Source organism: Streptomyces axinellae, from assembly GCF_039532135.1.
In the GTDB taxonomy this organism is placed as follows: Bacteria; Actinomycetota; Actinomycetes; order Streptomycetales; family Streptomycetaceae; genus Streptomyces; species Streptomyces axinellae.
Genome location: NZ_BAAARJ010000001.1, coordinates 277,464 through 301,097, shown reverse-complemented (window position 1 = coordinate 301,097; position 23,634 = coordinate 277,464). Strand labels below are relative to the sequence as shown.

The window sequence follows — 23,634 nt, the reverse complement described above, 5'->3', positions numbered from 1 at the left end:
GGTGCCCCTGTCTGTGCTGTGCAGGGTGCGAGGTCGTACGCGCGGGGCGCGCAGTTCCCCGCGCCCCTTCGGGGTTCCCCTGCCTGTCTCGCGCAGGGTGCGGGTGCGTTCTGCGCTCGGCGCGCCCACGCGGCGGAGCCGCATATGACACAGCCTCGCGCCCCTTCGGGGCCGGGGCGGCGGCCCAGCGGCTACGCGGCGGGGTCCAGGCGGTAGACGCTGCCGTCGAGTGCCAGGGCGTAGACCTCGCGGGCGCTGTCCTGGGCGAAGGAGACGACCTCGCCGCCGCTGATCCCCAGGTCGGTCTCGCCGGTGACCTTGCCGTTCTTCATCGTCAGGGCCCGGATGGCGCCCTCGCAGTAGTCGCTGAACAGGTATTTTCCGCGCAGTTGCGGTATGGCCTTGCCCCGGTAGACGTATCCGCCGGTGACCGAGCAGCGTTGCGGGTCGTGGTCGTACTCGAAGACGGGCCGTACGTGGCCGGCCGGTTCGGTGTTGTCGCGGAAGGGCAGCGAGCCCTCCATGCGGGACCAGCCGTAGTTCTCGCCGCCCCGGCTGTAGGCCGAGGCCCAGTCGATCTCCTCGCGCAGGCTCTGCCCGACATCGCCGATCAGCAGGTCCCCACTGGCCGCGTCGAAGGAGAACCGCCAGGGGTTGCGCAGTCCGAACGCCCAGATCTCGCCGCGTGCGCCGCTCTGGCCCACGAAGGGGTTGTCCCCGGGGATCGCGTACGGCTTCTCGGGCAGGCCGCCGCGCGGATCGATACGCAGCATCTTGCCCAGGAGCGTGTCGAGGTTCTGCCCGTTGCCGTGCGGGTCGCCGCCGCTGCCGCCGTCGCCGAAGCCGATGTAGAGCATGCCGTCGGGGCCGAATGTGAGGTCGCCCCCGTTGTGGTTGGAGTAGGGCTGCTCCTGGGTGAGTACGGTGCGGCGGGTGTCGGGCCGGAGTTCGCCGTTCTCGACGGCGAACTCGTCGATGGTGCTGGTGCCTTCGAGGTTGGTGAACGAGATGTAGAGGTGCTCGAAGCCGGGGTCGAACGCGAGGCCGAGGAGACCGCGCTCGCCGTCGATGGTGGTCTCGTCGGAGATGTCGAGGACGGGCGCGCCCAGCCCCTGCTTGTCCAGGACGCGTACTCTGCCGGGCCGTTCGGTGATCCAGAGGGTGTTGCCGGGGCCGGCGACTCCGGCGGTGGGCATCTCGGCGTCCCCGGTGACCTTGGTCAGCGCGGCGTCCCCCTGCCGGGGCGCGGCCTTCCCGGCGGTCGCGGCGGCTGCCGGGGGCCCCGTGGGCTCCTGGGCCGAGGCCGTGGATAACGTCAGTGCGGCGAGCAGGGCGAAGGTGCCGGCAACGGCCGAGCCTGTGCGAACTTTCACCGTGATCCTCCCGGGGGCGGCGGACGGTTCGTCACCCGGCTGCTGTGGGCCGTAGGAGAGAAGGCGCTGCCCGTGCCAGTGAGCAACCTGGGTGGGGGGTGTGCTGCTGGCTAAAGGGAGAGTAATGGTGCGTACCTGTCAGAGGAAGCCCCCGGCCCCGGCCCCCTTGGCGCTCTTTCTGGGTCAGCGCTCCTTCTGGGCGAGGCCCAGCAGGTGATCGGCGAGGGCCTGTCCCCCGTCGGGTGCGCGGCTGATGAGCAGGAGCGTGTCGTCCCCGGCGATGGTGCCGATGATCTCGTGGACGCCGGCCTGGTCGATGGCCGAGGCCAGGAACTGGGCCGCGCCCGGCGGGGTGCGCAGCACGACGAGGTTGGCCGACGCCTCGGCGGAGATGAGGAGTTCGCCCGCGAGCCGGGCCATCCGGGCCTCGCTGGCCGACTCGCCCAGCGGCGCCTTGGGGGTGGGGTCCCCGCCCTCGGCGGGGACCGCGTAGATCAGCTCACCCCCGGTGTTGCGGATCTTGACCGCGCCCAGTTCGTCCAGGTCGCGGGAGAGGGTCGCCTGGGTGACCGTGAGCCCGTCGTCGGCCAGGAGCTTGGCCAACTGACTCTGCGAGCGGACCGGCTGTCTGCTCAGGATGTCCACGATCCGCCGGTGTCTGGCCATCCGCGTCTGCGGAACCGCCTGCCCGTTGTGCTGCTCCTCGGTCATCGTGCGCGTACCCCTTCGGCTCATCGCTGTCTTTCCGCCGCCGCGTCGAGGACGGCGGGCAGGGCCCGGACGAGCGCCTCCACTTCCGTCGCGCCCACGATCAGCGGCGGGGCGAGCCGGAGCACGTCCGGAGCGACAGCGTTCACCAGGAACCCGGCGTCCTGAGCCGTCTGCTGGGCGAGCGGCGCCACCGGCTCGGTGAGCACGATACCCAGCAGCAGTCCTGCGCCACGGACCTGACCGACCATCGGGTGCCCGAGGCCGAGAATCCCGTCCCGCAACTGGGCGCCGACGCGCTTGACATGGTCGAGCAGCCCGTCGGCCGCGATCGTCTCCAGCACGGCGAGCCCCGCCGCGCACGAGACCGGGTTGCCGCCGAAGGTGGAGCCGTGCTGCCCGGGGGTCAGCAGTTCGGCGGCGGCGCCGAAGGCGAGGGTGGCGCCCAGCGGCAGTCCGCCGCCCAGGCCCTTGGCGAGCGTGATGACGTCCGGCTCGACGCCCTGGGCCTGGGAGGCGAACCAGTGGCCTGTCCTGCCGATGCCGGTCTGGATCTCGTCCAGGACGAGCAGGGTGCCGGTGGCCGAGGTGATCTCGCGGGCCGCCGCGAGGTAGCCCTCGGGCGGGACGACGACGCCGTTCTCGCCCTGCACCGGCTCCAGCACGACCAGCGCCGTCTCCTCGCTGACGGCGGCGCGCAGGGCTTCGGTGTCACCGTAGGGGACGTGGGTGACGTCGCCGGGCAGCGGCCGGAACGGCTCCTGTTTGCCCGGCTGTCCGGTCAGCGCGAGCGCGCCCATGGTGCGCCCGTGGAAGCCGCCTTCGGTGGCGACCATGTGCGTCCGGCCGGTGCGGCGGCCGATTTTGAAGGCCGCCTCCACGGCTTCGGCTCCGGAGTTGCAGAAGTAGACCTTGCCCGGCCGCCCGGCCAGCTCCAGCAGCTTCTCGGCCAGCGCGACCGGCGGCTCGGCGATGAACAGGTTGGAGACATGGCCCAGGGTCGCGATCTGGTCGGAGACGGCGCGGACGATCGCGGGGTGCGCCGTGCCGAGCGCGTTGACGGCGATACCGCCGACGAAGTCGGTGTACTGCCTGCCCGCCGCGTCCCACAGCCGGGTGCCCTCGCCGTGGGTGAGGGGGACGCGCGGGGTGCCGTAGTTGTTCATCAGCGAGCCCTGCCAGCGGCCGGTGAGGGTGGAGTTGTCGTGGGCGAGACTCATGCGGGGCCCTTCGCCTTCCGGGGGTCGGGTACGGCGTCGGGCACGACCATCGTCCCGATGCCTTCATCGGTGAAGATCTCCAGCAGGATGGAGTGGGGCACGCGGCCGTCCAGCACGCGGGCGGTGTGCACGCCGTTGCGCACGGCGTGCAGGCAGCCCTCCATCTTGGGCACCATGCCGCTGGCCAGCTCGGGCAGCAGGGTCTCCAGTTCGCCCGCCGTCAGCCGGCTGATGACCTCGTCGCTGTGCGGCCAGTCCTCGTACAGGCCCTCCACATCTGTCAGCACCATCAGCGTCTCGGCGCCCAGCGCGGCGGCCAGTGCGGCGGCGGCCGTGTCCGCATTGACGTTGTAGACGCCCGTCCCGCCGTCGGCGCTGCGCGCGATGGAGGAGATGACCGGAATGCGGCCGTCGTCCAGCAGCGCCTCTATCGCCCCGGTCTCCACGGTGTGGATGTCGCCGACCCGGCCGATGTCCACACGCTCGCCGTCGATCTCGGCGAAGTGCTGGGTGGCGGCCAGGATGTGGGCGTCCTCGCCGGTCATGCCGACGGCCAGCGGACCGTGCTGGTTGAGGAGGTTGACCAGCTCACGCTGGACCTGCCCCGCCAGCACCATGCGGACGACCTCCATGGTCTCGGGTGTGGTCACCCGCAGCCCGGCACGGAACTCGGAGGCCAGCCCCAGCTTGTCCAACTGGGCGCTGATCTGCGGTCCCCCGCCGTGCACGACCACGGGGCGCAGGCCCGCGTGCCGCAGGAAGACGACGTCCTGCGCGAAGGCCGCCTTCAGCTCCTCGTCGATCATCGCGTTGCCGCCGAACTTGATGACGACGGTCCTGCCGTGGTGCCGGGTGAGCCAGGGCAGCGCCTCGATGAGGGTCTGCGCCTTGGGCAGCGCGGTGTGCTTGCGCGGGGTGGGCTGAGGTCCGCTCATGAGCTGTAGGCGCTGTTCTCGTGGACGTAGTCGGCCGTCAGGTCGTTGGTCCAGATGACGGCGGACTCCGGCCCGGCGGCGAGGTCGGCCGTGATGCGGACCTCGCGGTAGCGCATGTCCACCTTGTCCCGGTCGTCGCCGATGGCGCCGCCCCGGCAGACCTGCACGCCGTTGATGGCGACGTTCAGCTGGTCGGGCTCGAAGACGGCGTCCGTGGTACCGATCGCGGCGAGGACCCGGCCCCAGTTGGGGTCCTCGCCGTGCACGGCGCATTTGAGGAGGTTGTTGCGGGCGATCGAGCGGCCGACCAGTACGGCGTCCTCCTCGCTCGCGGCGCCCACGACCTCGATCCGGATGTCCTTGGAGGCGCCCTCGGCGTCCCGGATGAGCTGCTGGCCCAGGTCGTCGCACACGGCGCGTACGGCCTCCGCGAACTCGGCCTCGTCCGGGCGCACTTGACTCGCGCCGGAGGCCAGGAGCAGCACGGTGTCGTTGGTGGACATGCAGCCGTCGGAGTCGATCCGGTCGAGGGTGGTGCGGGTCGCGGCGCGCAGCGCGGCATCCAGCTCGTCCGCCGTCGCCTCGGCGTCGGTGGTGAGGACGACGAGCATGGTGGCCAGCCCCGGCGCGAGCATGCCGGAGCCCTTGGCCATGCCGCCGACGGTCCAGCCCGCCGGGCTCTCCACGACGGCGGTCTTGTGCACGGTGTCGGTGGTCTTGATCGCGATCGCGGCCTTCTCGCCCCCGTGCGGGGAGAGCGCCGCCACCGCCGTCCCGAGGCCGGGCAGCAGCTTGTCCATCGGCAGCCGCTGCCCGATCAGCCCGGTGGAGGCCACGGCGATCTCGCCCGCGCTGTGGGCGTCGCCGAGCACCTCGGCGGCCTTCTCGGCCGTCGCATGGGTGTCCTGGAAGCCGAGGGGGCCGGTGCAGGCGTTGGCGCCGCCCGAGTTGAGCACGACGGCGGAGACCTGGCCGCCCTTGAGGACCTGCTCGGACCACAGGACGGGGGCCGCCTTGACGCGGTTCGAGGTGAAGACGCCCGCCGCGGCCCGGCTCGGCCCCTGATTGACGACGAGCGCCAGGTCCGCGCCTCCGCTGTCCTTGATCCCCGCGGCGATCCCGGACGACGTGAATCCCTTGGCCGCTGTGACGCTCACTGCTGTTCTCCGTTCGCTTCTGCGCCCGCGCGGCTGGAGTGCGCGGCTGCTGTCCGTACTGACTGACCGGCGGTCGCCGGTACGCCGCGCCGGGCGGGCCTTGCGGCGCTCACGGCGCTCACGGCGCGATCCCCGCCGCTGACAGACCCAGCGTCTCGTCGAGGCCGAGAGCGAGGTTCATGCTCTGGACGGCGCCGCCGGCCGTTCCCTTGGTGAGGTTGTCCACGGCGCTGATGACGATGATCCGGTCCGCGTCCGGATCGTGGGCGACCTGGAGGTGCACCGCGTTGGAGCCCTGCACGGAGGCGGTCGCGGGCCACTGGCCGGCGGGGAGCAGCCGGACGAACGGCTCGTCCTGATACGCCTTCTCGTACACGGCCCGCAGCCCCTCGCCCGTGGTCCCGGGGGCCGCCTTGGCCGAGCAGGTGGCGAGGATGCCGCGCGGCATCGGGGCGAGGGTGGGGGTGAAGGAGACGCTGACGCGCTGCCCGGCCGCCGCGGAGAGGTTCTGGATCATCTCGGGCGTGTGCCGGTGCGTGCCGCCGACGCCGTACGGGCTCATCGACCCCATGACCTCGCTGCCCAGCAGGTGCGGCTTGAGTGCCTTGCCCGCGCCGGAGGTGCCGGTCGCCGCGACGACGACGGCCTCGGGTGCGGCCAGGCGGGCGGCGTAGGCGGGGACGAGCGCGAGCGAGACGGCGGTGGGGAAGCAGCCGGGGACGGCTATACGGCGCGCCCCGCGCAGCGCCTCCCGCGCTCCGGGCAGCTCGGGCAGTCCGTAAGGCCAGGTGCCGGCGTGCGGGGTGCCGTAGAAGCGCTCCCAGTCGCCGGAATCCGCGAGCCGGAAGTCGGCGCCGCAGTCCACCACGACGCTCTCTTCGCCGAGCGCCTCGGCGACGGCCGCCGACTGCCCGTGCGGGAGGGCGAGGAAGACCACGTCGTGGCCGCGCAGCACCCCGGACGTCGTCTCCTCCAGGATCCGGTCCGCATATGGTGTGAGGTGCGGCTGGAGCGCGCCGATGCGCTGCCCCGCGTTGGAGTTCCCGGTCAGCGCCCCGACCTCGACTCCGGGATGCCCGGCGAGCAGGCGCAGCACCTCGCCTCCCGCGTATCCGCTCGCTCCCGCAACTGCCACACGCACTGCCATCGGCCCTCCTCCTGGAGAGCATGACTATACGCAGCGCAGCAGTTTTATGCAATGGAGGGAGCCGATCATCGCTCTACGGCCAGAGCCCCCGGCCCGCCCTCACGCAGAGACGGGACCCGCGCTCAGCGGCGGGGCTTGGTCTCGTAGCGGGGGCCTTCCACCGGGTCCGAGCCCTGAAGCTCGGTGACGAGGTGGTGGGCGGTCACCAGATCGTGCACGAGGACACGGGTCTCCCCCTCGGGGCGGTCCGCGGCGCGGGCGATGTCCGCGAGGAGGACGGGCCGGCCCCCGCTGTGCCGCTCGGCCGTGACGAGCGCGGCGAAGACCTGCTCGTGCTCCGCCGAATAGCCGGGGTGCCCGCGCCCCTGGAACGGGCTTTCGGGCCGCTCGGGGCCGACCGGGCTCCGTGGCGCCGCATCCGGGGCCTCCGCGCTGTGGCCCTGCTTGCCCTCCCGCTGGACGGGCGACTCCTCGCCTCGGGAGTGCCGGGAGGGTTCGCCCGCGCGGTGGGCACGCTGCTTCGAGGCACCCGTGGTCGCGTGCCGGGCGCTGGGCGACTCCTCCTCCCGGTACGCCTTGTGCGCGGCCTTGCGCCGCTGGTCCTCGTCGCCTTCCACCTTCTTGCGCACCATGGCGGGGCCTCCTCCGGCGCTGGGTACGGGGATACGGGAATGCGGGGGCGCGGTGGTCGTGGGGTCGCGGAGCCGTGGGGGCACTCCGGTGAACGGGCGGATCCAGACCCTAGCGGTCGAGTTCGTCTTCCACCGGGGGCTTGGGGGCCTCTCGCAGGCGCTCGGACTGGCCGGGACGGCCGCCCTGCCGCGCCTGCTCGGCGCGCTGAGCAGGGCTCAGGTCGAGGTCGGAGTCGGGATCGACGCGCACGGAGCGGGCGACCTCCTCGCGGTTCGCGTACTCCTCCGGCGGGATGCCGCGCAGCGCGGCGTAGACCTCCTGGGGCGCGTTGGACGCCGCCCGCAGCAACTCGTCCTTCCCCGCCGGGAAATCGACGTCGTCAAGGGCGGCCAGGACTTCTTTGACGGTGGTGTGAGCTGCCATGCCTCATCGCTGCCTTTCCCACGGCCCGGCCCCGGCGTCGTATGCCTGTCACCCGGCCGACGGCGTTGCTCATGTCACATCCGTCTCCAGCATGCGCCCCGTCCGCACGGGTCGCACACGCGCGGCCCCGCGCTCGACCGTCACCGGTCCAGGGGGTGACGGAATGGAGAGTCACCGGCTCAACCGGTGACGCCCCCACCTGGCCCACCCGGGTTGACATGCAGCCGCACGGCTGCCTAATTTTTTGGCAGCCAGACGGCTGCATATCCGTGACCGGGGAGGGCGGAGCATGGAGGACGAGGTGTTCAAGGCCCTGGCCGACCTCAGCAGACGGCGGCTGCTCGACAGCCTGAACGCGCATGACGGGCAGACCCTGCGCGAGCTGTGCACGGGGCTCGACATGACACGGCAGTCCGTCAGCAAGCACCTGGCGGTGCTGGAGGCCGCCCACCTCGTGACCACCGTCCGCCGGGGCCGCGAGAAGCTGCACTACCTCAACACCGTGCCGATCAACGCTCTCGCCGACCGCTGGATGCGGCAGTACGACCGCGAACGCGCCAGTGCGCTCGCGGACCTGAAGACAGCACTGGAGGAGAAGACCATGGCGGACGGGACACAGAACGGGACACCGGCCGGGAACGCGGCATCAGCCACCGAAGGCGCACCGGACTTCGTCTACACGACCTACATCAGGACCACGCCCGAGCTGCTGTGGCGGGCGCTCACCGAGCCCGCCTTCACCAAGCGCTACTGGGGTGTCGGCTTCGCCTCGGAGTGGACGCCCGGCGCCACCGTCACCTGGGAGCAGGAGGGCGTGATCATCGACGACCCGGAGCAGGTCGTGGTCGCTGCCGAGCCGCACCGGCACCTGTCCTACACATGGCACACCATGACCGAGGAGTTCGCGGCCTCGGTGGGGCTGGAGCCGAAGCTGCCCGCCAAGCTGGCGGCCGAGCCGCGCTCGACGGTCTCCTTCGCCCTCGAACCGGTCGGCGACCTGGTCAAGCTCACCGTGACGCACACCGGCTTCCCGCCCGGGAGCACCGTGCGGCAGATGGTGGGCGAGGGGTGGCCGCGCATCCTGTCCGACCTCAAGACGCTGCTGGAGACGGGCGAGACCCTCACGGCCGGCGGCGAGCCGGCGTCCACGGAAAACCGATCGCCCGCCCGCGACGGCGCCCGTGATACTCGCCCGCATGGCTGACTTCGCTGATTTCGACACCCGTGGCTACCGCACCGTCGATGTCGCCACCGGCTACGGCCGCTGGGTGAGCACCTACGAGGACACCGTCGAGGATGTGATGGACCTCGCGCTGCTGGACGAGCTGACCGTACCCGGCTGGCCGGGTGTCCGGCGCGCCGCCGACCTGGGCTGCGGTACGGGGCGCACCGGGGCCTGGCTGCGGCGGCGGGGCGTCGAGGGCGCCCTGGACGGAGTGGACCTCACCCCCGGGATGCTGGAGGTGGCGCGGGCCAAGGGCTCGCACGACCGGCTCTTCCAGAGCGATGTCCGCGCGACCGGACTGGCGAGCGGCGTCTACGACCTGGTGATCTCCTCGCTCATCGACGAACACCTGCCCGAGCTGGGGCCGTTCTACGACGAGGCGTGGCGGCTGGCCGCGCCCGGGGCGGTATGCGTGGTGGTCGCCTTCCACCCGCACTTCATCATGGCGTCGGGCATGCCGACGCACTTCACCGACGAGACGGGCGAGCACATCGCCATCACCACCCATGTCCACCTGCTCAGCGACCATGTGAGCGCCGGTCTGGGCGCCGGCTGGCGGCTCGTGGAGCTTCGCGAAGGCGTCGTGGACGAGCGGTGGCTGGCCCGCAAGCCGAAGTGGGAGAAGTTCCGCGGCCACCCGGTCTCGGCGGCGCTGGTGTGGCGCAAGGACGGCGCGGCCGGTCCCACCCCGTAACCGGTATCCGGTAGCTGACAACCGATAACCGGTAACGCGTAATCGGTGACCCGGGGCGGACGACGAGATGCCGCATCCCGGGGGAGAGCGGGGAGGGCTTGCGTTGGAGCGCACTCCAGGTCATAGCGTCAGCCTCCCGGTCACCCGCCGGCCGGTGACCGTTCCGTCCACGGGCCGGACTTCAGCTCCAGGAGGCAACCGCATGACCACTCTCCCCACCCGCCACTTGGGCACCCTGGCAGTCTCCGGACAGGGCCTCGGCTGCATGGGCATGAGCCACGGCTACGGCTCGTCCGACGACGCCACCTCCACCGCCACCCTGCACCGCGCGCTCGATCTGGGTGTCACCCTGCTGGACACCGCCGACTTCTACGGCTCCGGCCACAACGAGGAGCTGATCGGACGCGCCCTGACCGGCCGGCGCGATCAGGCCGTGCTGGCCACCAAGTTCGGCTTCGCCAACAAGCTGGGCGAGCCCACCCGCATCCGGGGCGACGCCGCGTATGTGCGGCAGGCGTGCGAGGCTTCGCTGCGGCGGCTGGGCACCGACCACATCGACCTCTACTACCAGCACCGGGTCGATCCCGAGGTACCCATCGAGGAGACCGTCGGGGCCATGGCGGAGCTGGTCGCCGAGGGCAAAGTACGCCACCTGGGCCTGTCCGAGGCCGGTGCCCGCACCATCCGCCGGGCGCACGCCGTCCACCCCATCAGCGCGCTGCAGAGCGAGTGGTCGCTGTGGACCCGCGACCTGGAGGACCAGATCGCCCCGGTCTGCCGCGAGCTGGGCATCGGGCTGGTGCCGTTCTCGCCCCTGGGCCGCGGCTTTCTGACGGGGCGCTACACCTCGGTGGAGGGGCTGGCGGAATCGGATGTCCGCCGCACCCAGCCGCGCTTCGCCGAGGGGAACCTGGAGCGGAACCTGGCCATCGTGGACAAGCTCGACGAGCTGGCCGGGGCGCGCGGGGTCACGGCGGGCCAGCTCGCGCTCGCCTGGGTGCAGCACCAGGGCGACGACGTGGTGCCGATCCCCGGGACCCGCCGTGAGAAGTACCTGGAGGAGAACATCGCGGCGCTCGGCCTCTCCCTCACCGACGAGGAACTGACCGCGATCGAGGCGGCGGCCCCGCGCGACCAGGTCGCCGGCACCCGTTACGACGCGGGCGCGCTCTCCGTCATCGACCGCTGAGACGGGAGGCGCGCTCTCCGCGTCCGGTTCGCCTTCCGCGTCCCGGTGCCCGCTGGCGGGCTCGCGGGCCATACTCGTCGGCATGACCGAGGACACGGGGACGGATGACGACGGACTCCTCGAAGAGCCGGGGAATGCACCCCTGCTGGCCGAGGAGCCCTTCGCGGGCTTTCTGGCCGGGCCGGTCGCCGACGCGGTGCCCGACATGGAGCGGTACGGGATCGAACTGGCCGCGCGGGACAACGGAATCGCCGACGAGGCCCTGTACACGCTCGCCCTCGCGGTGCTGGACGGCTGCGGCCCGCCGGAGGCCCGCGCACAGCTGCGCACCGACCTGGCCACTCGCGCGGCTGCGCGCGGGCCGGGCCACGGCCCCGACCCCGAGGCCCGGCGGGCCGCCGTCTGGCAGGCACTGGGCAACATGCTGACGCGCGAGGAGGGGGCCGGGCCCGACGGCCCGCCGGTGATGTGTCACCTGAGGCGAGCCATGACCGGCGGAGCCGACAGCCCCGAACAGCAACGCTTCTGGCTGCTCAGCGCCCTCCACGACACAGCCCGCGGCGACACGGCCCGCGACGGTGCACGGGCCGACCGATCCGGCTGACCCGATCGATTCGACTGACCCGGCGGCTGACGGGCCTGCGAAGCCGAGGGGCGGCTCCTCACTCCCGGGAGGCCGCGCGCAGCATCCGCAACTGGCCGATCTCTGCCACGTTCTTCATCAACTCCGCGTTCACCAGGCGACCATGTGCGCGACGGCGTACTCCGGGTCGTCCTGCGGGGAAAGGCCGCCTGCGCCGCCCACTCCTCCTCCGCAGCAGATGCGGTGAACTTCCCCCGTCCGGGTCGCTTCACAGCAGCTTCAGCTGCCAGCCGCCCGCCTGCCCCGTGAGGGTGAGCGCGGCCAGCGGGGCGGCGTTGATGTTCCAGTAGGCGTGCGGCGGGGCCTTGAGCACGTAGCAGAGCGCGGCCCGCACGATCGACGGCTCGGTGACGGCGACCGCCCAGCCGCCCTCCCCCACCGGCCGGGTGTCGAGCCAGCCGCCTATCCGCTGGATGAACGCCAATAAGGACTCCCCGCCGTGGGGCGCCGAGCGGGGGTCGGCCAGCCACACGCTGACGGCCCGCGGTTCGCTGACCGTCACCTCGGAGAGGGTCCGGCCGCGCCAGCGGCCCATGTCGCAGTCGATCAGCGCGGGCTGCGCGAGCGGGCCGAGCCCGAGCACATCACCCGTCTCGCGGCAGCGCACGGACGGGGAGCAGTAGCGCAGTTCGGCGCCCGCCAAGTGGGAGAGCGAGGGGATCATCCGGCGTACCTCCTCCCACCCGGCGGCATCCAGCGGCCGGTCGTCGTCGAAGCGCACATCGAGCAGGGAGGAGCTGCGGGCGGCGGCGAGCAGTGTCAGACGACCTGGCATGGCGCGATCGTAGAGCCGTCCGCCCCTATGTTCGAGAGTCGCGGCAGCGGTCGGGCAGCACTTCCGCGCAGGCCGTACGCAGCCGCCGTACGCCTTCCGCGATCTCGCTCTCGGCAGGGGGCGCGAACGTCAGCCGCAGGTGCGGCGCCGGGGACTCGGCGGCGAAGTACGGCCGTCCCGGCGCCACCGCGACCCCGGCGCGCAACGCGGCCGAGGCCAGCGCCGCCTCATCGGTGCCGTCGGGCAGCCGCAGCCACAGGTGGTAGCCGCCGCGCGGCGCGTGCGCGAGCGGCAGTGCGGGCAGTTCGCTCGCCAGCGCGGCGAGCATGAGGTCGCGCCGGGCGCGCAGCCCGGTGGCGACGGCACGCAGATGGCGGGGCCAGGCGGGCGCCCCCACGAGTTCGAGGGCGGCCTCCTGGAGGGGGCGGGGCACGAAGAAGCTGTCGACGATCTGAATGGCGCGCAGCCGCTCCACCACCGGCCCCCGCGCCGCGAGGGCCCCCACCCGGAAGCTGGGCGAGGTGACCTTGGTGAGTGAGCGGATGTGGACGACCACCCCGTCGGGGTCCTCGGAGCGCAGCGGGGGCAGCAGCGCTCCGGCGTCGTCGTGCGCGAGGTGGCGCGCGAAATCGTCCTCGACGACGAAGGCGCCCGCCTCCCTGGCGACGCGCAGCACCTCGCGCCGCCGGCCGGGGGCGAGGGTGGCACCGGTGGGGTTCTGGAAGAGCGGCTGGCACACGAAGACGCGCGCGCCGCTGGCGCGGAACGCCTCGGCGAGCAGTTCCGGCCGCACCCCGTCGGTATCGACCGGCACGGGTACGGGCCGCAGCCCGGACGCGCGGGCGGCGGCCAGCATGCCGGGGTAGGTGGGCGACTCGACCAGTACAGCAGCGCCGGGCGGGGCGAGGGCGCGCAGCGCGGTGGTGATCGCGCTCTGCCCGCCCGCCGTGATCAGCACCTCGCTGGGGAGCACGGCGCCGAACGGGCCGCCGATCTCCCGCGCGAACCAGCCGCGCAGTTCAAAGACGCCCTCCAGGGGCGGCCGGTCCCAGGCCCCCGGCCGGCGTCCGGCGCGGGCGAGCGCGGCGGACAGCGCGCGCTCGGGCTGGAGGCCGGGCGGGAGGTAGCCGCCGTTCAGCTCGGTGGAGCCGGGTGGCGGGGTGTCGAGCGTGACGGTCACCCCGCGGGCGTCCACGCTGCGCGGTACCTGATCGGCCGAAGCGTCGGCACTGAGCGCGATCTCCTGCCAGGAGGTGTCCCCGGCCCCGGCTCCGGGCCCCGCTCCCGCTCCGGTGGGCGGCCCAGGCGCTGCGGGCGTCTCAGCGCGGAAGGCCCCGGCGCCGGGGCGGGTGACGACCAGCCCCTCGGCGGCGAGCACCGACAGCGCGCGGGAGACGGTCACGGGGCTGGCCCGGAACCGTTCCACGAGCGACCGGCTGGAAGGGAGCTTCTCACCGGGCGAGTAGCGGTCCAGCTCCCCGCGCAGAGAATGAGCCAGCTCTGCGACACTGCTACGCTGCGACATGAGAGCACACGATAGCGCTACCCTCGCTGCCGCGATAGCGGAGACCGGTCCGGGGACCATGGCCGGGACGAGGCCCGCACTGCCCAAGAGCGCCACGGCAGGGGCGATTGCCGCCCCGGACGCGCGGCACACACCGTCCACGAGCATCACAGCCGAGGCAACTGCCGCACCGGGCGCACGAGGCACCCCAGCCGCCCCGGACACCCCCTCAACCCCGAACACCCCCGGAAAGGGACCCGCAGCGGGCCGCGGGGTCCTCCTCGCCGCCCTCGGCGTCGCCTTCTTCTCGCTCACGTTCCCCGCCACCGCCTGGGCCCTGGAGGGCTTCGGTCCGTGGACGGCGACGACGCTGCGCGTCGTGGGCGCGGGCCTCATCGCCGCCGTCGCTCTCGCCGCGCTGCGCGTCCCGCTGCCCGCCCGCCGGCACTGGGCTGGGCTGGCCGTGGCCGCCTCCGGGGTGGTGATCGGCTTCCCGCTGCTGTCCACGCTCGCGCTCCAGACCTCCACCACCTCGCACGCCGCCGTCGTGGTGGGCCTGCTGCCACTGACCACAGCCGTCTACTCCTCGTTGCGCACCGGCACCCGCCCCGCGCCGCTGTTCTGGGTGGCCGCCGTGGCCGGCGCGGCGGTGGCGGTGGCCTTCGCGCTGTACCAGAGCGGAGGCCACCCGACGCTGGGCGACCTCTACCTGTGCGGGGCCCTGCTGATCTGTGCCGCCGGGTACGCGGAGGGCGGGCGGCTCGCGCGGGAGCTGCCCGCGCTACAGGTACTCGGCTGGGCGCTGGTGGGCTGCCTGCCGCTCGGGGCGGCCGGGGCCGTGTTCGCCCTGCTGCACGAGCCGGTGACCCTCACGGCACACTCGGTGACGGGGCTGGCCTGGAACGTGCTGGGCTCGCAGTTCCTCGGCCTGCTCGTGTGGTACCGCGCGATGGGCCTGGCCGGTGTGGCCCGTACGAGCCAGGTGCAGCTTGTCCAGCCTCTGCTTACGCTGGTGTGGTCGGTGCTGCTGCTCGGCGAACGGCTCTCCCCCGCGGCGCCGGTGGCAGCCGTCGCCGTGCTGGTGTGCATCGTGGTGGTCCAGCGCACTCGCGCCTGACGCCGCCAGGGCCCCGACTCCCGTTCGCCGCCTTGGGCTCACCGGGCCGAACCGGGAATCGCACGACCTGACGGGGCTCGCACACGTACGGACCTCACGGTGGAGAACGGCGAACAGGAGGGCACCCCTGATGCGAGCGAACACAGGCGACCGTCTGCTGATGCGCGGGCGAGTGGTAGGCCAGCACGACAGGGTGGCCGAGATCGTGGAAGTGCTGGGGCCGCACGGCGAGCCGCCGTACCGCGTCCGCTTCGAGGACGGCCACGAGACGGTGCTCTCGCCCGGCCCCGACTCCGTGGTCCAGGCGCCGGAGCGGCACAGCTAGTGCCCTCCCGGCGAACATCGCCGGTCACGGCACGAGCAGCGCTCCCCGCACACACTGCCCGATCACGGACACCAGGGCATCTCGCACATAGATGACCTTTCGTACCCGCCCTCCGCCTGACGTGCCTGCCCAGGTAACGTCGGGCGGCGAGGCGGCGCGCCCGGCGTCCCCGCCGAGGCCGGGCTGGTCCGCACCGGGACCATGAAGTTCAGCGAAAGGCACGAGGTGACGGAGTCTGAAGCCGACGTCAAGCGCGTCGGAGTGGTGGGCTGTGGCCAGATGGGTGCGGGTATCGCCGAGGTGTGCGCGCGGGCCGGCCTTGAGGTGATGGTCGCGGAGACCACCGGCGAGGCCCTGGAACTCGGCCGCACACGGCTGGTCAACTCGCTGGGCAAGGCCGCCGAGCGCGGCAAGCTCAGCAAGGAGGAGTGCGATGCGGCGCTGGAGCGGCTGACCTTCACCACGGACCTGGGCGACTTCGCCGACCGTGACCTGGTCATCGAGGCCGTGATCGAGAACGAGCAGGTCAAGACGGAGATCTTCCAGGTGCTCGACCAGGTGGTGACCCGCCCGGACGCGATCTTGGCGTCGAACACCTCGTCCATCCCGCTGGTGAAGCTCGCCGTGGCGACCTCGCGTCCCGACCAGGTGATCGGGATCCACTTCTTCAACCCCGCTCCGATACAGCGCCTCGTGGAGCTGATCCCGGCCCTCACCACGGGCGAGGAGACCATCAAGCGGGCCGAGGCGGTCGTCGGCGACATCCTGGGCAAGCACACCATCCGCGCCCAGGACCGTTCGGGCTTCGTCGTCAACGCGCTGCTGATCCCCTATCTGCTCTCGGCCATCCGCATGTTCGAGTCCGGCATCGCCAGCCGCGAGGACATCGACAACGGCATGGAACTGGGCTGCGCCCACCCCATGGGCCCGCTCAAACTGGCCGACCTCATCGGTCTGGACACCGTCGCCTCGGTCGCCGACTCCATGTACGCGGAGTTCAAGGAACCCCTCTACGCCGCGCCGCCGCTGCTCCAGCGCATGGTCGATGCGGGCCGCCTCGGCCGCAAGGCGAGCGCGGGCTTCTACTCCTACGACTGACCTGACCCGGGGGCCGGTCGTACGACCGGCCCCCGGGCCGGCACTCCCGTCATCAGGCCCGCCGTCATCAGGCCCCACCCGGCCAGGCGCTCGCACGAGGGGCCACGCGTCGGCCGGTTGCCCGCGTCACACAGGGCTGGCGCCCGAGGAGGGGTCCTCGTCACTGGCTTCCGGTGCCGGGGGCGGGGGCGGGGGTTCCTCGTCGGTCTTCTTGAGCCGGCGGGCCGTGCCCCGCTTCGCGGCGCTCACCGAGGTGCGGACGACGGACAGGGGCTTGGCCACGGCCTCCAGCGGCTTGCGTTCGGCGTCCACGCCGAGGAACACCTCCGCCAGCCCGCCCAGGATCATGATCGCGGCGCCGATGAGGAAGCCGATGAACAGCCGCCCCCGGTCGCTGCCGTCCCCGATCAGCCACGCGTAGAAGTACGGCCCGGAGGCACCCGCGGCCTGCCCGATGGCGAAGAAGAGCGCGATGGCCTTCCCGCGCACCTCCAGCGGAAAGATCTCCCCCGCCGTCAGATAGCCGGAGGAGGCTCCGGCCGAGGCGAAGAAGAAGATGACGCACCAGGCCGTGGTCTGGGTGAAGGCCGTCAGCACATCGGCCTCGAACAGCGTCGCGGTCACCACCAGCGCGCACCCGGAAAAAAGATAGGTTCCCGCGATCATCCAGCGCCGTCCCAGGATGTCGAAGAGCGGGCCCAGCACGATCGGACCCAGCAGGTTCCCCGCGGCGAACGCCAGCAGATACATCGGCGCCTGGTCGTCGGGCACTCCGTAGAATTTCGTGAGCACCAGCGTGTACGTGAAGAAGATCGCGTTGTAGAGGAAGGACTGCGTGATCATCAGCGTGGAGGCCAGCACGGCGCGCTGCGGGTACTGCTTGAAGAGCACGCGCAGCAGCGTGAGGTAGGTGCTGTGCGCCGACTCGCTGATCTCGATCGCGGCTTTCTCGTCCACCTCGGGCAGCTTCTTGCCGTGCCTGCGTACAGCCTCCTCGATGCGGCCGATGGCCTCCTCGGCCTCCCGCTCCCGCCCGTTCATGATCAGCCAGCGCGGGCTCTCGGGCAGATGACGGCGCACGAACAGCACGGAGAAGCCCAGCACCGGCCCCAGCAGAAAGCCGACCCGCCATGCCGTGCCGTCTTCGAAGTGGCCGAGAATGAGCAGCTCGGCGACGGTGCCGACGATGGCGCCCGCCCAGTAGGTGCCGTTGACCAGCAGGTCCACCCGCCCCCGGAAGCGGGCGGGCATCATCTCCTGGATCGCGGAGTTGATCGCCGCGTACTCCCCGCCGATGCCGGTGCCCGCGACAAAGCGGGTCAGATACAGGTAGGCGTCCCAGCCGGGTCCCTGACCGTAGGTCAAGGCGGTCAGACCGCTGCCGAACAGATAGACGCCGAAGGTGAGCAGGAACAGCTTCCGGCGCCCGAACCGGTCGGCCATCCGCCCGAAGAACAGGGCTCCCAGAACCTGTCCGACCAGATAGACGGTGGCGATCAGGCCCGCCTCACTGGAGGACAGACCGAGGGTGTCCTCCTTGGTGAGGATGGAGGTGACCGAGCTGGCGACCGTGATCTCCAGCCCGTCCAGGATCCACGCGCACCCCAGCGCCGCGATCATCTTGGTGTGGAAGCCGGACCACGGCATCCGGTCGATTCGCGCGGGGATCAGGCTGCGGATCGGTGCGTCCGCCGGACGGGATGATGAGTTCGCTGCTGCCACCCCGTCACCCCTAACCAGCCTTGCCCCTCTGTCAGGACTGCGCCTCCCGTTCTCACCCGAAAGCGTGAGCTTCGAGCTCCTCCTTCTCGGCCGGCCGAGGTGTGTTCCCTGGCTCAGCGGGCGCAGGACGACGCGGCACCTCACCGGGGCGGGGGCGGGAGGCGGGGCTCCTTGTGGGCGGCCTCGCGGAAGGACGCCGAGCGCCCTGGAGACGGCGCCGCCGACAGCACGGCGTCGCCCAGCGGCGCGGGTCGCCCAGCGGCGCGGGTCGCCCAGCGGCGCGGGTCGCCCAGCGGCGCGGGTCGCCCAGCGGCGCGGGTCGCCCAGCGGCGCGGCGTCGGCTTGCGGCACGGCGTCGGCTTGCGGCACGGCGCCCCGCCTTCGCCGCGCACGCCACCCCTCGCACACCGGCCTCACACGCCACCCCTCACACCGCGCGCGATCAACGCGCGATCGCGGACACGGTCACGGGCACGCACGGTCGCGGACACGCACCGAGGGGCACCCGTGCGAGACGGGTGCCCCTCGTATGTGCCTGCCGATGCGGCGGCGTCCTGGTCCGCCACCTCCCACCGGCCCGGGTCTCCGGTGGGCCGAGCCAGGTGTCCGGACGCGCGCCCGCGGGCCCGGGCTCAGGCGCCGCGCAGGGCGGCACCCGTGCGTTCGACGGCCGCGGCCACCGCCGCGTCCCGTGCCGCCGATGCCTCCTCGGCCTTCAGCGTGCGGTCCGGAGCGCGGAAGCGCAGCGCGTAGGCGAGCGACTTGCGCCCCCCACCGAGCTGTTCACCGGTGAAGACGTCGAACAGCCGCAGGGACTCCAGCAGTTCACCGGCACCGGCCCGCAGCGCGCTCTCCACATCCGCTGCCGGAACGGAGGCGTCCACCACGAGCGCCACATCCTGGGTGGCCACCGGGAAGGTGGAGACGCGCGGCGCGCGGACGGCCCCGGCTCCGGCGCGCTCGACCAGGTCGAGGTCCAGTTCCATGGCGCAGCTGCGCTCGGGCAGGCCGAGGGCCTTCAGCGCACGCGGGTGCAGCTCCCCCGCGTGGCCCACCAGGACCCGCTCGCCGTCCAGGACGACGTGGAGCGCGGCGCACCTGCCCGGGTGCCAGGGCTCGAACTGGGCGTTCTCCACCGTGAGTTCGGCACCAGCCTCGGCCGCCACGGTGCGTGCGGCCTCGATCGCGTCCGCCCATCCGGCGGGCCGGCCCCCGCCCCACCATCCGGCGCGCTCGCGTGCGCCCGCCAGGACGGCGGCGGCGTGCCGGGGCTGTTCGGGCAGTGCGGCGTCCAGCGAGGCCAGCTGCCGCTCGGTGGGCCTGGCGGTCACCGGCAGCCGGTCGGGCGCTGTCTCGGTGCCGGTGGGCAGGAAGACCAGCCCGGTCTCGAACAGTGCCAGGTCGTGGCCCCCGCGTCCGTCGTTGCGGCGCAGTGTGGCGAGCAGTCCGGGCAGCAAGGTGGTGCGCAGGCCCGGCTCCTCGTCCGAGAGCGGGTTGGCGAGCTGGACAGTGCGGCGGCGAGGGTCTCCCGCGTCCAGGCCGAGCGCGTCGAAAGCCGCCTCGCCCACGAACGGGTAGGAGAGCGCCTCGGTGTAGCCGGCGGCGGCCAGGGCCCGGCCGACCCGGCGGTGCAGCCGCTGCCGCTCGGTCAGCCCGTGTCCTGGCAGTGGCCTGGGCAGCGTGGCGGGCAGGTTCTCGTAGCCCTCCAGCCGGATGGTCTCCTCGGCCAGGTCGTTGGGGTCGGTCAGGTCGGGCCGCCACGAGGGGACGGTGACCGTCAGCTCGGTCGTCCCGTAGACGTCGCAGCCGACCTGCTGGAGGCGGCGTACGACGGTCTCGCGGCCGTAGGCGACACCGGCGACCTTGTCGGGGTGGTCGGCCGGCATGCGGATGGTGCGCGGACCGGAGGGCGTCGTGATCTCGGTGACGCCCGCCTCCGCCGTACCGCCCGCGAGGAGGACCAGCAGATCGACGGCGCGCTGCGCGGCGGCGGAGGCCGCCTCCGGGTCCACGCCGCGCTCGAAGCGGCGCGACGCCTCGGAGGAGAGCTTGTGGCGGCGCGCGGTGCGGGCGACGGAGACCGCGTCGAAGTGCGCGGCCTCGATCACCACGTCCGTGGTCCCCCCAGCGCCGCCGGTCCCGGGGTCCTCCGCAGCGTCGGCGATCTCGGTGTTGGCACCGCCCATGACACCGGCGAGGCCGATGGGGCCGCGGTCGTCGGTGATGACCAGGTCTTCGGCGTCCAAGGTCCGCTTGACGCCGTCGAGCGTGACGAGCTTCTCGCCACTGCCTGCCCGGCGCACCCCGATGGCACCCTCGACGCGCGACCTGTCGTAGGCATGCAGGGGCTGGCCCAGCTCCAGCATCACGTAGTTGGTGATGTCCACGGGCAGCGAGACCGGACGCATGCCGGCCTTCTGGAGCCTGCGCCGCAGCCAGATCGGGGACGCGCTCCGGGGCCGCAGTCCGCTGACCGTACGGGCGGTGAACCGGTCGCAGCCCAGCGGATCGGCGACCTGGACGGGGTAGCCGTCGGGGTTGGGCGCGGGCACGTCCAGGAGGGCGGGGTCGCGCAGCGGCAGCCCGTAGGCGGTGGCCGTCTCCCGGGCGAGGCCGCGCATCGACAGGCAGTATCCGCGATCGGGTGTGACGGCGATGTCGAGGACGTCGTCGACCAGCTCCAGCAGTTCGATCGCGTCGGTGCCGGGCTCGTACTCGGGCGGGAGGATCATGATCCCGTCGTGGTCCTCGCCCATGCCCAGCTCGCGCTCGGAGCAGATCATGCCCTCGGAGAGGTGGCCGTAGGTCTGGCGCGCGCCGACCTCGAAGCCGCCCGGCAGCACGGCGCCCGGCAGCACGACGACGACCTTGTCGCCGACGGCGAAGTTGGTGGCGCCGCAGATGAGGTTCTGCGGCTCGCCCGGGCGGGTCCCGGCCGTGCCGACGTCCACCTGGCAGTAGCGGATGGGCTTCTTGAAACCGGTCAGCTCCTCGATGGCGAGGACCTGTCCGACCACCAGCGGGCCCTTGAGCCCGGCACCGGTCTGCTCGACCGTCTCGACCTCGAGTCCGGCCGAGATCAGCCTGGCCGCGACATCGCGGCCGGTCTCCGAAGCCGGCAGCTCGACGTACTCCCGGAGCCACGAAAGCGGGGCCCGCATCAGATCTCCATCCCGAACGGCTGGGCGAAACGGACATCGCCCTCGACCATGTCTCGCATGTCCTCGACGTTGTGGCGGAACATCAGCATCCGCTCGATGCCGAACCCGAAGGCGAATCCGCTGTAGACCTCCGGATCGACGCCGCAGGCGGTCAGCACCCGCGGGTTGACCATGCCGCAGCCGCCCAGCTCGATCCAGCCCTCGCTGCCGCAGGTGCGGCAGGGGTTGTCCGGGTCACCGACGGAGGCGCCCCGGCACACGAAGCACACCATGTCCATCTCGGCGGAGGGCTCGGTGAACGGGAAGTACGAGGGCCGCAGCCGCGTGCTCAGCCCCTCCCCGAACAGCGCCGTCACCATGTGGTCCAGGGTGCCCTTCAGGTCCGCCATGGTCAGGCCCTTGTCGATGGCGAGCAGCTCGACCTGGGTGAAGACGGGGGTGTGGGTGGCGTCCAGCTCGTCGGTGCGGTAGACGCGCCCCGGGCAGATGACGTAGACGGGCAGCTCGCGGGCCAGCAGGGAGCGGATCTGCACCGGCGAGGTGTGCGTGCGCAGTACGACACCGCTGTCCTCGGCCGCCTGCCCGGCCCGGTCTTCCCGTGCTTCTCGGGGGCCCCGCACGAAGAAGGTGTCCTGCATGGAGCGGGCCGGGTGGTCGGGGTCGAGGTTGAGCGCGTCGAAGTTGTACCACTCCGCCTCGACCTCGGGGCCCTCGGCGACCTCGTACCCCATGGCGACGAAGATGTCCTCGATGCGCTCGGACAGTGTCGTGATGGGGTGCCGGGCGCCCGCCGGGATGCGGTCATGGGGCAGGGTGACATCGACCGCCTCCTCGACCAGCACCCGCTCGTCGCGCTCTCGCTCCAGCTCCTCCTGCCTGGCCTTGAGTGCCTTGTTCACCGCGCCGCGCGCCTGACCGACGCGCTTGCCCGCCTCGGCCTTGGCGTGCGGGGGCAGCGCGCCGATCTCGCGGTTGGCGAGGGCGAGCGGCGAACGGTCGCCCGCGTGGGCCGCCTTCACCTCACGCAGCGCTTCGAGGTCGCCGGACGCGGCGATCGCGGCGAGCGCCGCGTCCTTCGCCCGGTCGATCTCTTCCGGTTTCAGTGCCTCGACCTCGACAGGGTCGTACGACTTGTTCGGTGCCGACATCTCTTCCCGTGCTTCCGATTGTCCCCAGCTGTCGCTGGGAGGTGCCCCCCGGCTGCGCCCCGCCCCATGACCGGCGTGCCAAAGGTCGAGTCTAAGGGGCGTACGTGGGCTCCTGAACGCGGAGGCCACTGGGGCATCGTGGGGGCCGTGCGGGGGTTCGCGGTGCGGAGGAGCCCGTGTGCGCCGCGTGATCAGGCCATGAAGGCCGGGGCGCTCACGGGCAGGGTAAATCGGAACTCGGCCCCGCCGACCGCGGAGCGGCCGACGGCGATCGTCCCGCCGTGCGCCTCGACGATGCCCTTGACGATGTAGAGCCCCAGCCCGGTGCCGCCACGCCTGCTGCCGCGCCAGAAGCGGGTGAAGACGCGGCTCATGGACTCCTCCGGGATGCCGGGCCCCTCGTCGCTGACGGTGACCGCCGTGCCGGTGTCCTCGGACTCGCGGGGCGAGGATGCCGGCTGGATGTCGATCGTGACAGTTCCCGCACCGTGCCGCACCGCGTTTTCCAGCAGGTTGCCGAGCACCTGGTCGATCTTGTCCGGATCGGCCCACAGTCCCGGCAGACCCTCGGCGATACGGAGCGCGAAGCGGTTGCCGCTCTGCCCGGCGGCGAGGTGCGCGTCGATGTGCCGGCGCACGGCGGCGGCCATGTCCACCGGCTGGCGGCGCACCTCCAGCCGTCCGGAGTCGATGCGGGAGATGTCGAGCAGCTCGGCGATGAGCCGGGTGACGCGGTTGGCATCGGCATCGACCGTCTCCAGCATCAGCCGCTTCTGGTCGTCGGTGAAGCGCTCCCACTTGGCCAGCAGCGTGGCGGTGAAGCCCTTGACGGAGGTGAGCGGCGAGCGCAGCTCGTGGGCGACGGTGGCGATCAGTTCGGCGTGGCTGCGCTCCGTACGCCGCCGGGCCTCGGTGCCGCGCAGCGTGACCACGACGCGCCGCACCTCCCCCCGGGGCCGGGTACGGACATAGCGCGCGGAGACCAGCACCTCGCGCCCCCCGGGCAGCAGCAGATTGCGCTCGGGCTGGCCGTTGCGGATGGCCAGCCCGCCGTAGGGGTCTGTGAGGTGCCACCAGCGGCGCCCGTCGAGGTCTTCGAGCGGGAGCGCGGTGTGCAGGGGGCGGCCGAGTGCCTCGGTGGGCGCGTATCCGGTGATGCGGGCCGCAGCGGAGTTGAAGCAGACGACGCTGCCTGTGCTGTCGGCGACGACGAGCCCGTCGGGCAGGTCGTCCGGGTGCACGCCGCCGGGACCGCTCTCCCGGCCCCCGGCTTCGCCGCCGGCGGGGCCCTCGGCAGCGAAGCCGGGTGCCGGGACGCCGAGGGCGGGGGCGGCGTCAGGGAGCGCGGCCTCGCGTGTACGGCTGTCCGAAGCCCTCACGTCCATCCGTCCTGCCCTCCTGCCGCGCCGTCACGGCCCGCGTCCGGGCCGACACCCT

21 protein-coding genes and 1 pseudogene are annotated in these 23,634 nt (G+C 72.5%); 7 read left to right on the top strand and 15 right to left on the bottom strand.

From position 1 onward, the window contains the following. Positions 1–191: 191 nt before the first annotated feature. The 8 genes from ABD339_RS01190 to ABD339_RS01155 all read right to left on the bottom strand — a co-directional run bounded on the left by ABD339_RS01190 (position 192) and on the right by ABD339_RS01155 (position 7,596). Complete coding sequence (locus tag ABD339_RS01190; protein WP_344561186.1) at positions 192–1,373, bottom strand: PQQ-dependent sugar dehydrogenase; 1,182 nt, start codon at positions 1,371–1,373, stop codon at positions 192–194. Between the two features lie 183 nt (positions 1,374–1,556). Then, complete coding sequence (locus ABD339_RS01185) at positions 1,557–2,084, bottom strand: arginine repressor (RefSeq protein ID WP_326691896.1); 528 nt, start codon at positions 2,082–2,084, stop codon at positions 1,557–1,559. A 20-nt stretch (positions 2,085–2,104) separates the two neighbouring features. After that, positions 2,105–3,301, bottom strand: a complete 1,197-nt coding sequence (locus tag ABD339_RS01180) for an acetylornithine transaminase (protein WP_344561184.1) — start codon at positions 3,299–3,301, stop codon at positions 2,105–2,107. Next, complete coding sequence (gene argB / locus ABD339_RS01175; protein ID WP_344561182.1) at positions 3,298–4,236, bottom strand: acetylglutamate kinase; 939 nt, start codon at positions 4,234–4,236, stop codon at positions 3,298–3,300. The genes ABD339_RS01180 and argB overlap by 4 nt, the downstream gene beginning before the upstream one ends. Then, positions 4,233–5,393, bottom strand: coding sequence for a bifunctional glutamate N-acetyltransferase/amino-acid acetyltransferase ArgJ (gene argJ, locus ABD339_RS01170; RefSeq protein ID WP_344561180.1), 1,161 nt, complete (start codon positions 5,391–5,393; stop codon positions 4,233–4,235). Before argJ ends, argB begins: the two co-directional genes overlap by 4 nt. 118 nt (positions 5,394–5,511) lie before the next feature. Beyond that, a complete protein-coding gene (gene argC, locus ABD339_RS01165; RefSeq protein ID WP_344561178.1) occupies positions 5,512–6,540 on the bottom strand; it encodes an N-acetyl-gamma-glutamyl-phosphate reductase in 1,029 nt (342 codons plus the stop codon). 122 nt (positions 6,541–6,662) lie between these two features. Continuing rightward, on the bottom strand, positions 6,663–7,172 hold the full coding sequence (locus ABD339_RS01160; RefSeq protein ID WP_344561176.1) for a hypothetical protein: 510 nt from the start codon (positions 7,170–7,172) through the stop codon (positions 6,663–6,665). A gap of 109 nt (positions 7,173–7,281) precedes the next feature. Continuing rightward, positions 7,282–7,596 carry a DUF2795 domain-containing protein gene (locus ABD339_RS01155; RefSeq protein WP_344561174.1) on the bottom strand — a complete coding sequence of 105 codons (315 nt, stop codon included), beginning with the start codon at positions 7,594–7,596 and terminating at the stop codon, positions 7,282–7,284. Positions 7,597–7,885: 289 nt separating this feature from the next. On the opposite strand from ABD339_RS01155, the gene ABD339_RS01150 reads away from it, so the two are divergent. The 4 genes from ABD339_RS01150 to ABD339_RS01135 all read left to right on the top strand — a co-directional run bounded on the left by ABD339_RS01150 (position 7,886) and on the right by ABD339_RS01135 (position 11,308). After that, positions 7,886–8,800 (top strand): ArsR/SmtB family transcription factor, encoded by a 915-nt coding sequence (locus tag ABD339_RS01150; protein WP_344561172.1) that lies wholly within the window; start codon positions 7,886–7,888, stop codon positions 8,798–8,800. Next, positions 8,793–9,515, top strand: coding sequence for a class I SAM-dependent DNA methyltransferase (locus ABD339_RS01145; RefSeq protein WP_344561170.1), 723 nt, complete (start codon positions 8,793–8,795; stop codon positions 9,513–9,515). Before ABD339_RS01150 ends, ABD339_RS01145 begins: the two co-directional genes overlap by 8 nt. Positions 9,516–9,717: 202 nt before the next feature. Beyond that, a complete protein-coding gene (locus tag ABD339_RS01140) occupies positions 9,718–10,704 on the top strand; it encodes an aldo/keto reductase (RefSeq protein ID WP_344561168.1) in 987 nt (328 codons plus the stop codon). Between the two features lie 82 nt (positions 10,705–10,786). Continuing rightward, the gene (locus tag ABD339_RS01135; RefSeq protein WP_344561166.1) at positions 10,787–11,308 is read left to right on the top strand and encodes a hypothetical protein; all 522 of its coding nucleotides are present in this window, start codon (positions 10,787–10,789) and stop codon (positions 11,306–11,308) included. A gap of 58 nt (positions 11,309–11,366) precedes the next feature. Here ABD339_RS01135 and ABD339_RS01130 read toward each other — a convergent pair. The 3 genes and pseudogenes from ABD339_RS01130 to ABD339_RS01120 form a co-directional block, all read right to left on the bottom strand. After that, positions 11,367–11,473 (bottom strand): annotated as a pseudogene (locus ABD339_RS01130) (DinB family protein); the annotation flags it as partial. 82 nt (positions 11,474–11,555) lie between these two features. Further along, positions 11,556–12,122: a histidine phosphatase family protein gene (locus ABD339_RS01125; RefSeq protein WP_344561164.1), complete on the bottom strand. Its 567-nt coding sequence runs from the start codon at positions 12,120–12,122 to the stop codon at positions 11,556–11,558. A 25-nt stretch (positions 12,123–12,147) separates the two neighbouring features. Beyond that, positions 12,148–13,647: an aminotransferase-like domain-containing protein gene (locus ABD339_RS01120; RefSeq protein ID WP_344561162.1), complete on the bottom strand. Its 1,500-nt coding sequence runs from the start codon at positions 13,645–13,647 to the stop codon at positions 12,148–12,150. Here ABD339_RS01120 and ABD339_RS01115 point away from each other — a divergent pair. The 3 genes from ABD339_RS01115 (at position 13,646) to ABD339_RS01105 (ending at position 16,166) form a co-directional block, all read left to right on the top strand. After that, positions 13,646–14,743: a DMT family transporter gene (locus ABD339_RS01115; protein WP_344561159.1), complete on the top strand. Its 1,098-nt coding sequence runs from the start codon at positions 13,646–13,648 to the stop codon at positions 14,741–14,743. The two genes, ABD339_RS01120 and ABD339_RS01115, sit on opposite strands and share 2 nt — an antisense overlap. Before the next feature lie 130 nt (positions 14,744–14,873). Continuing rightward, a complete protein-coding gene (locus tag ABD339_RS01110; RefSeq protein WP_344561156.1) occupies positions 14,874–15,068 on the top strand; it encodes a DUF1918 domain-containing protein in 195 nt (64 codons plus the stop codon). Between the two features lie 201 nt (positions 15,069–15,269). Next, positions 15,270–16,166, top strand: a complete 897-nt coding sequence (locus tag ABD339_RS01105; RefSeq protein ID WP_344561152.1) for a 3-hydroxybutyryl-CoA dehydrogenase — start codon at positions 15,270–15,272, stop codon at positions 16,164–16,166. 126 nt (positions 16,167–16,292) lie between these two features. On the opposite strand, the gene ABD339_RS01100 is transcribed toward ABD339_RS01105, so the two are convergent. From ABD339_RS01100 to ABD339_RS01085, 4 genes are all read right to left on the bottom strand, one after another. Continuing rightward, the gene (locus tag ABD339_RS01100) at positions 16,293–17,888 is read right to left on the bottom strand and encodes an MFS transporter (protein ID WP_344561150.1); all 1,596 of its coding nucleotides are present in this window, start codon (positions 17,886–17,888) and stop codon (positions 16,293–16,295) included. 632 nt (positions 17,889–18,520) lie between these two features. Continuing rightward, the gene (pheT, locus tag ABD339_RS01095; RefSeq protein WP_344561148.1) at positions 18,521–21,049 is read right to left on the bottom strand and encodes a phenylalanine--tRNA ligase subunit beta; all 2,529 of its coding nucleotides are present in this window, start codon (positions 21,047–21,049) and stop codon (positions 18,521–18,523) included. Then, positions 21,049–22,197 (bottom strand): phenylalanine--tRNA ligase subunit alpha, encoded by a 1,149-nt coding sequence (pheS, locus tag ABD339_RS01090; protein WP_344561146.1) that lies wholly within the window; start codon positions 22,195–22,197, stop codon positions 21,049–21,051. Before pheS ends, pheT begins: the two co-directional genes overlap by 1 nt. Positions 22,198–22,388: 191 nt before the next feature. Next, positions 22,389–23,582 carry a sensor histidine kinase gene (locus ABD339_RS01085; protein ID WP_344561144.1) on the bottom strand — a complete coding sequence of 398 codons (1,194 nt, stop codon included), beginning with the start codon at positions 23,580–23,582 and terminating at the stop codon, positions 22,389–22,391. Between the last annotated feature and the right edge of the window lie 52 nt (positions 23,583–23,634).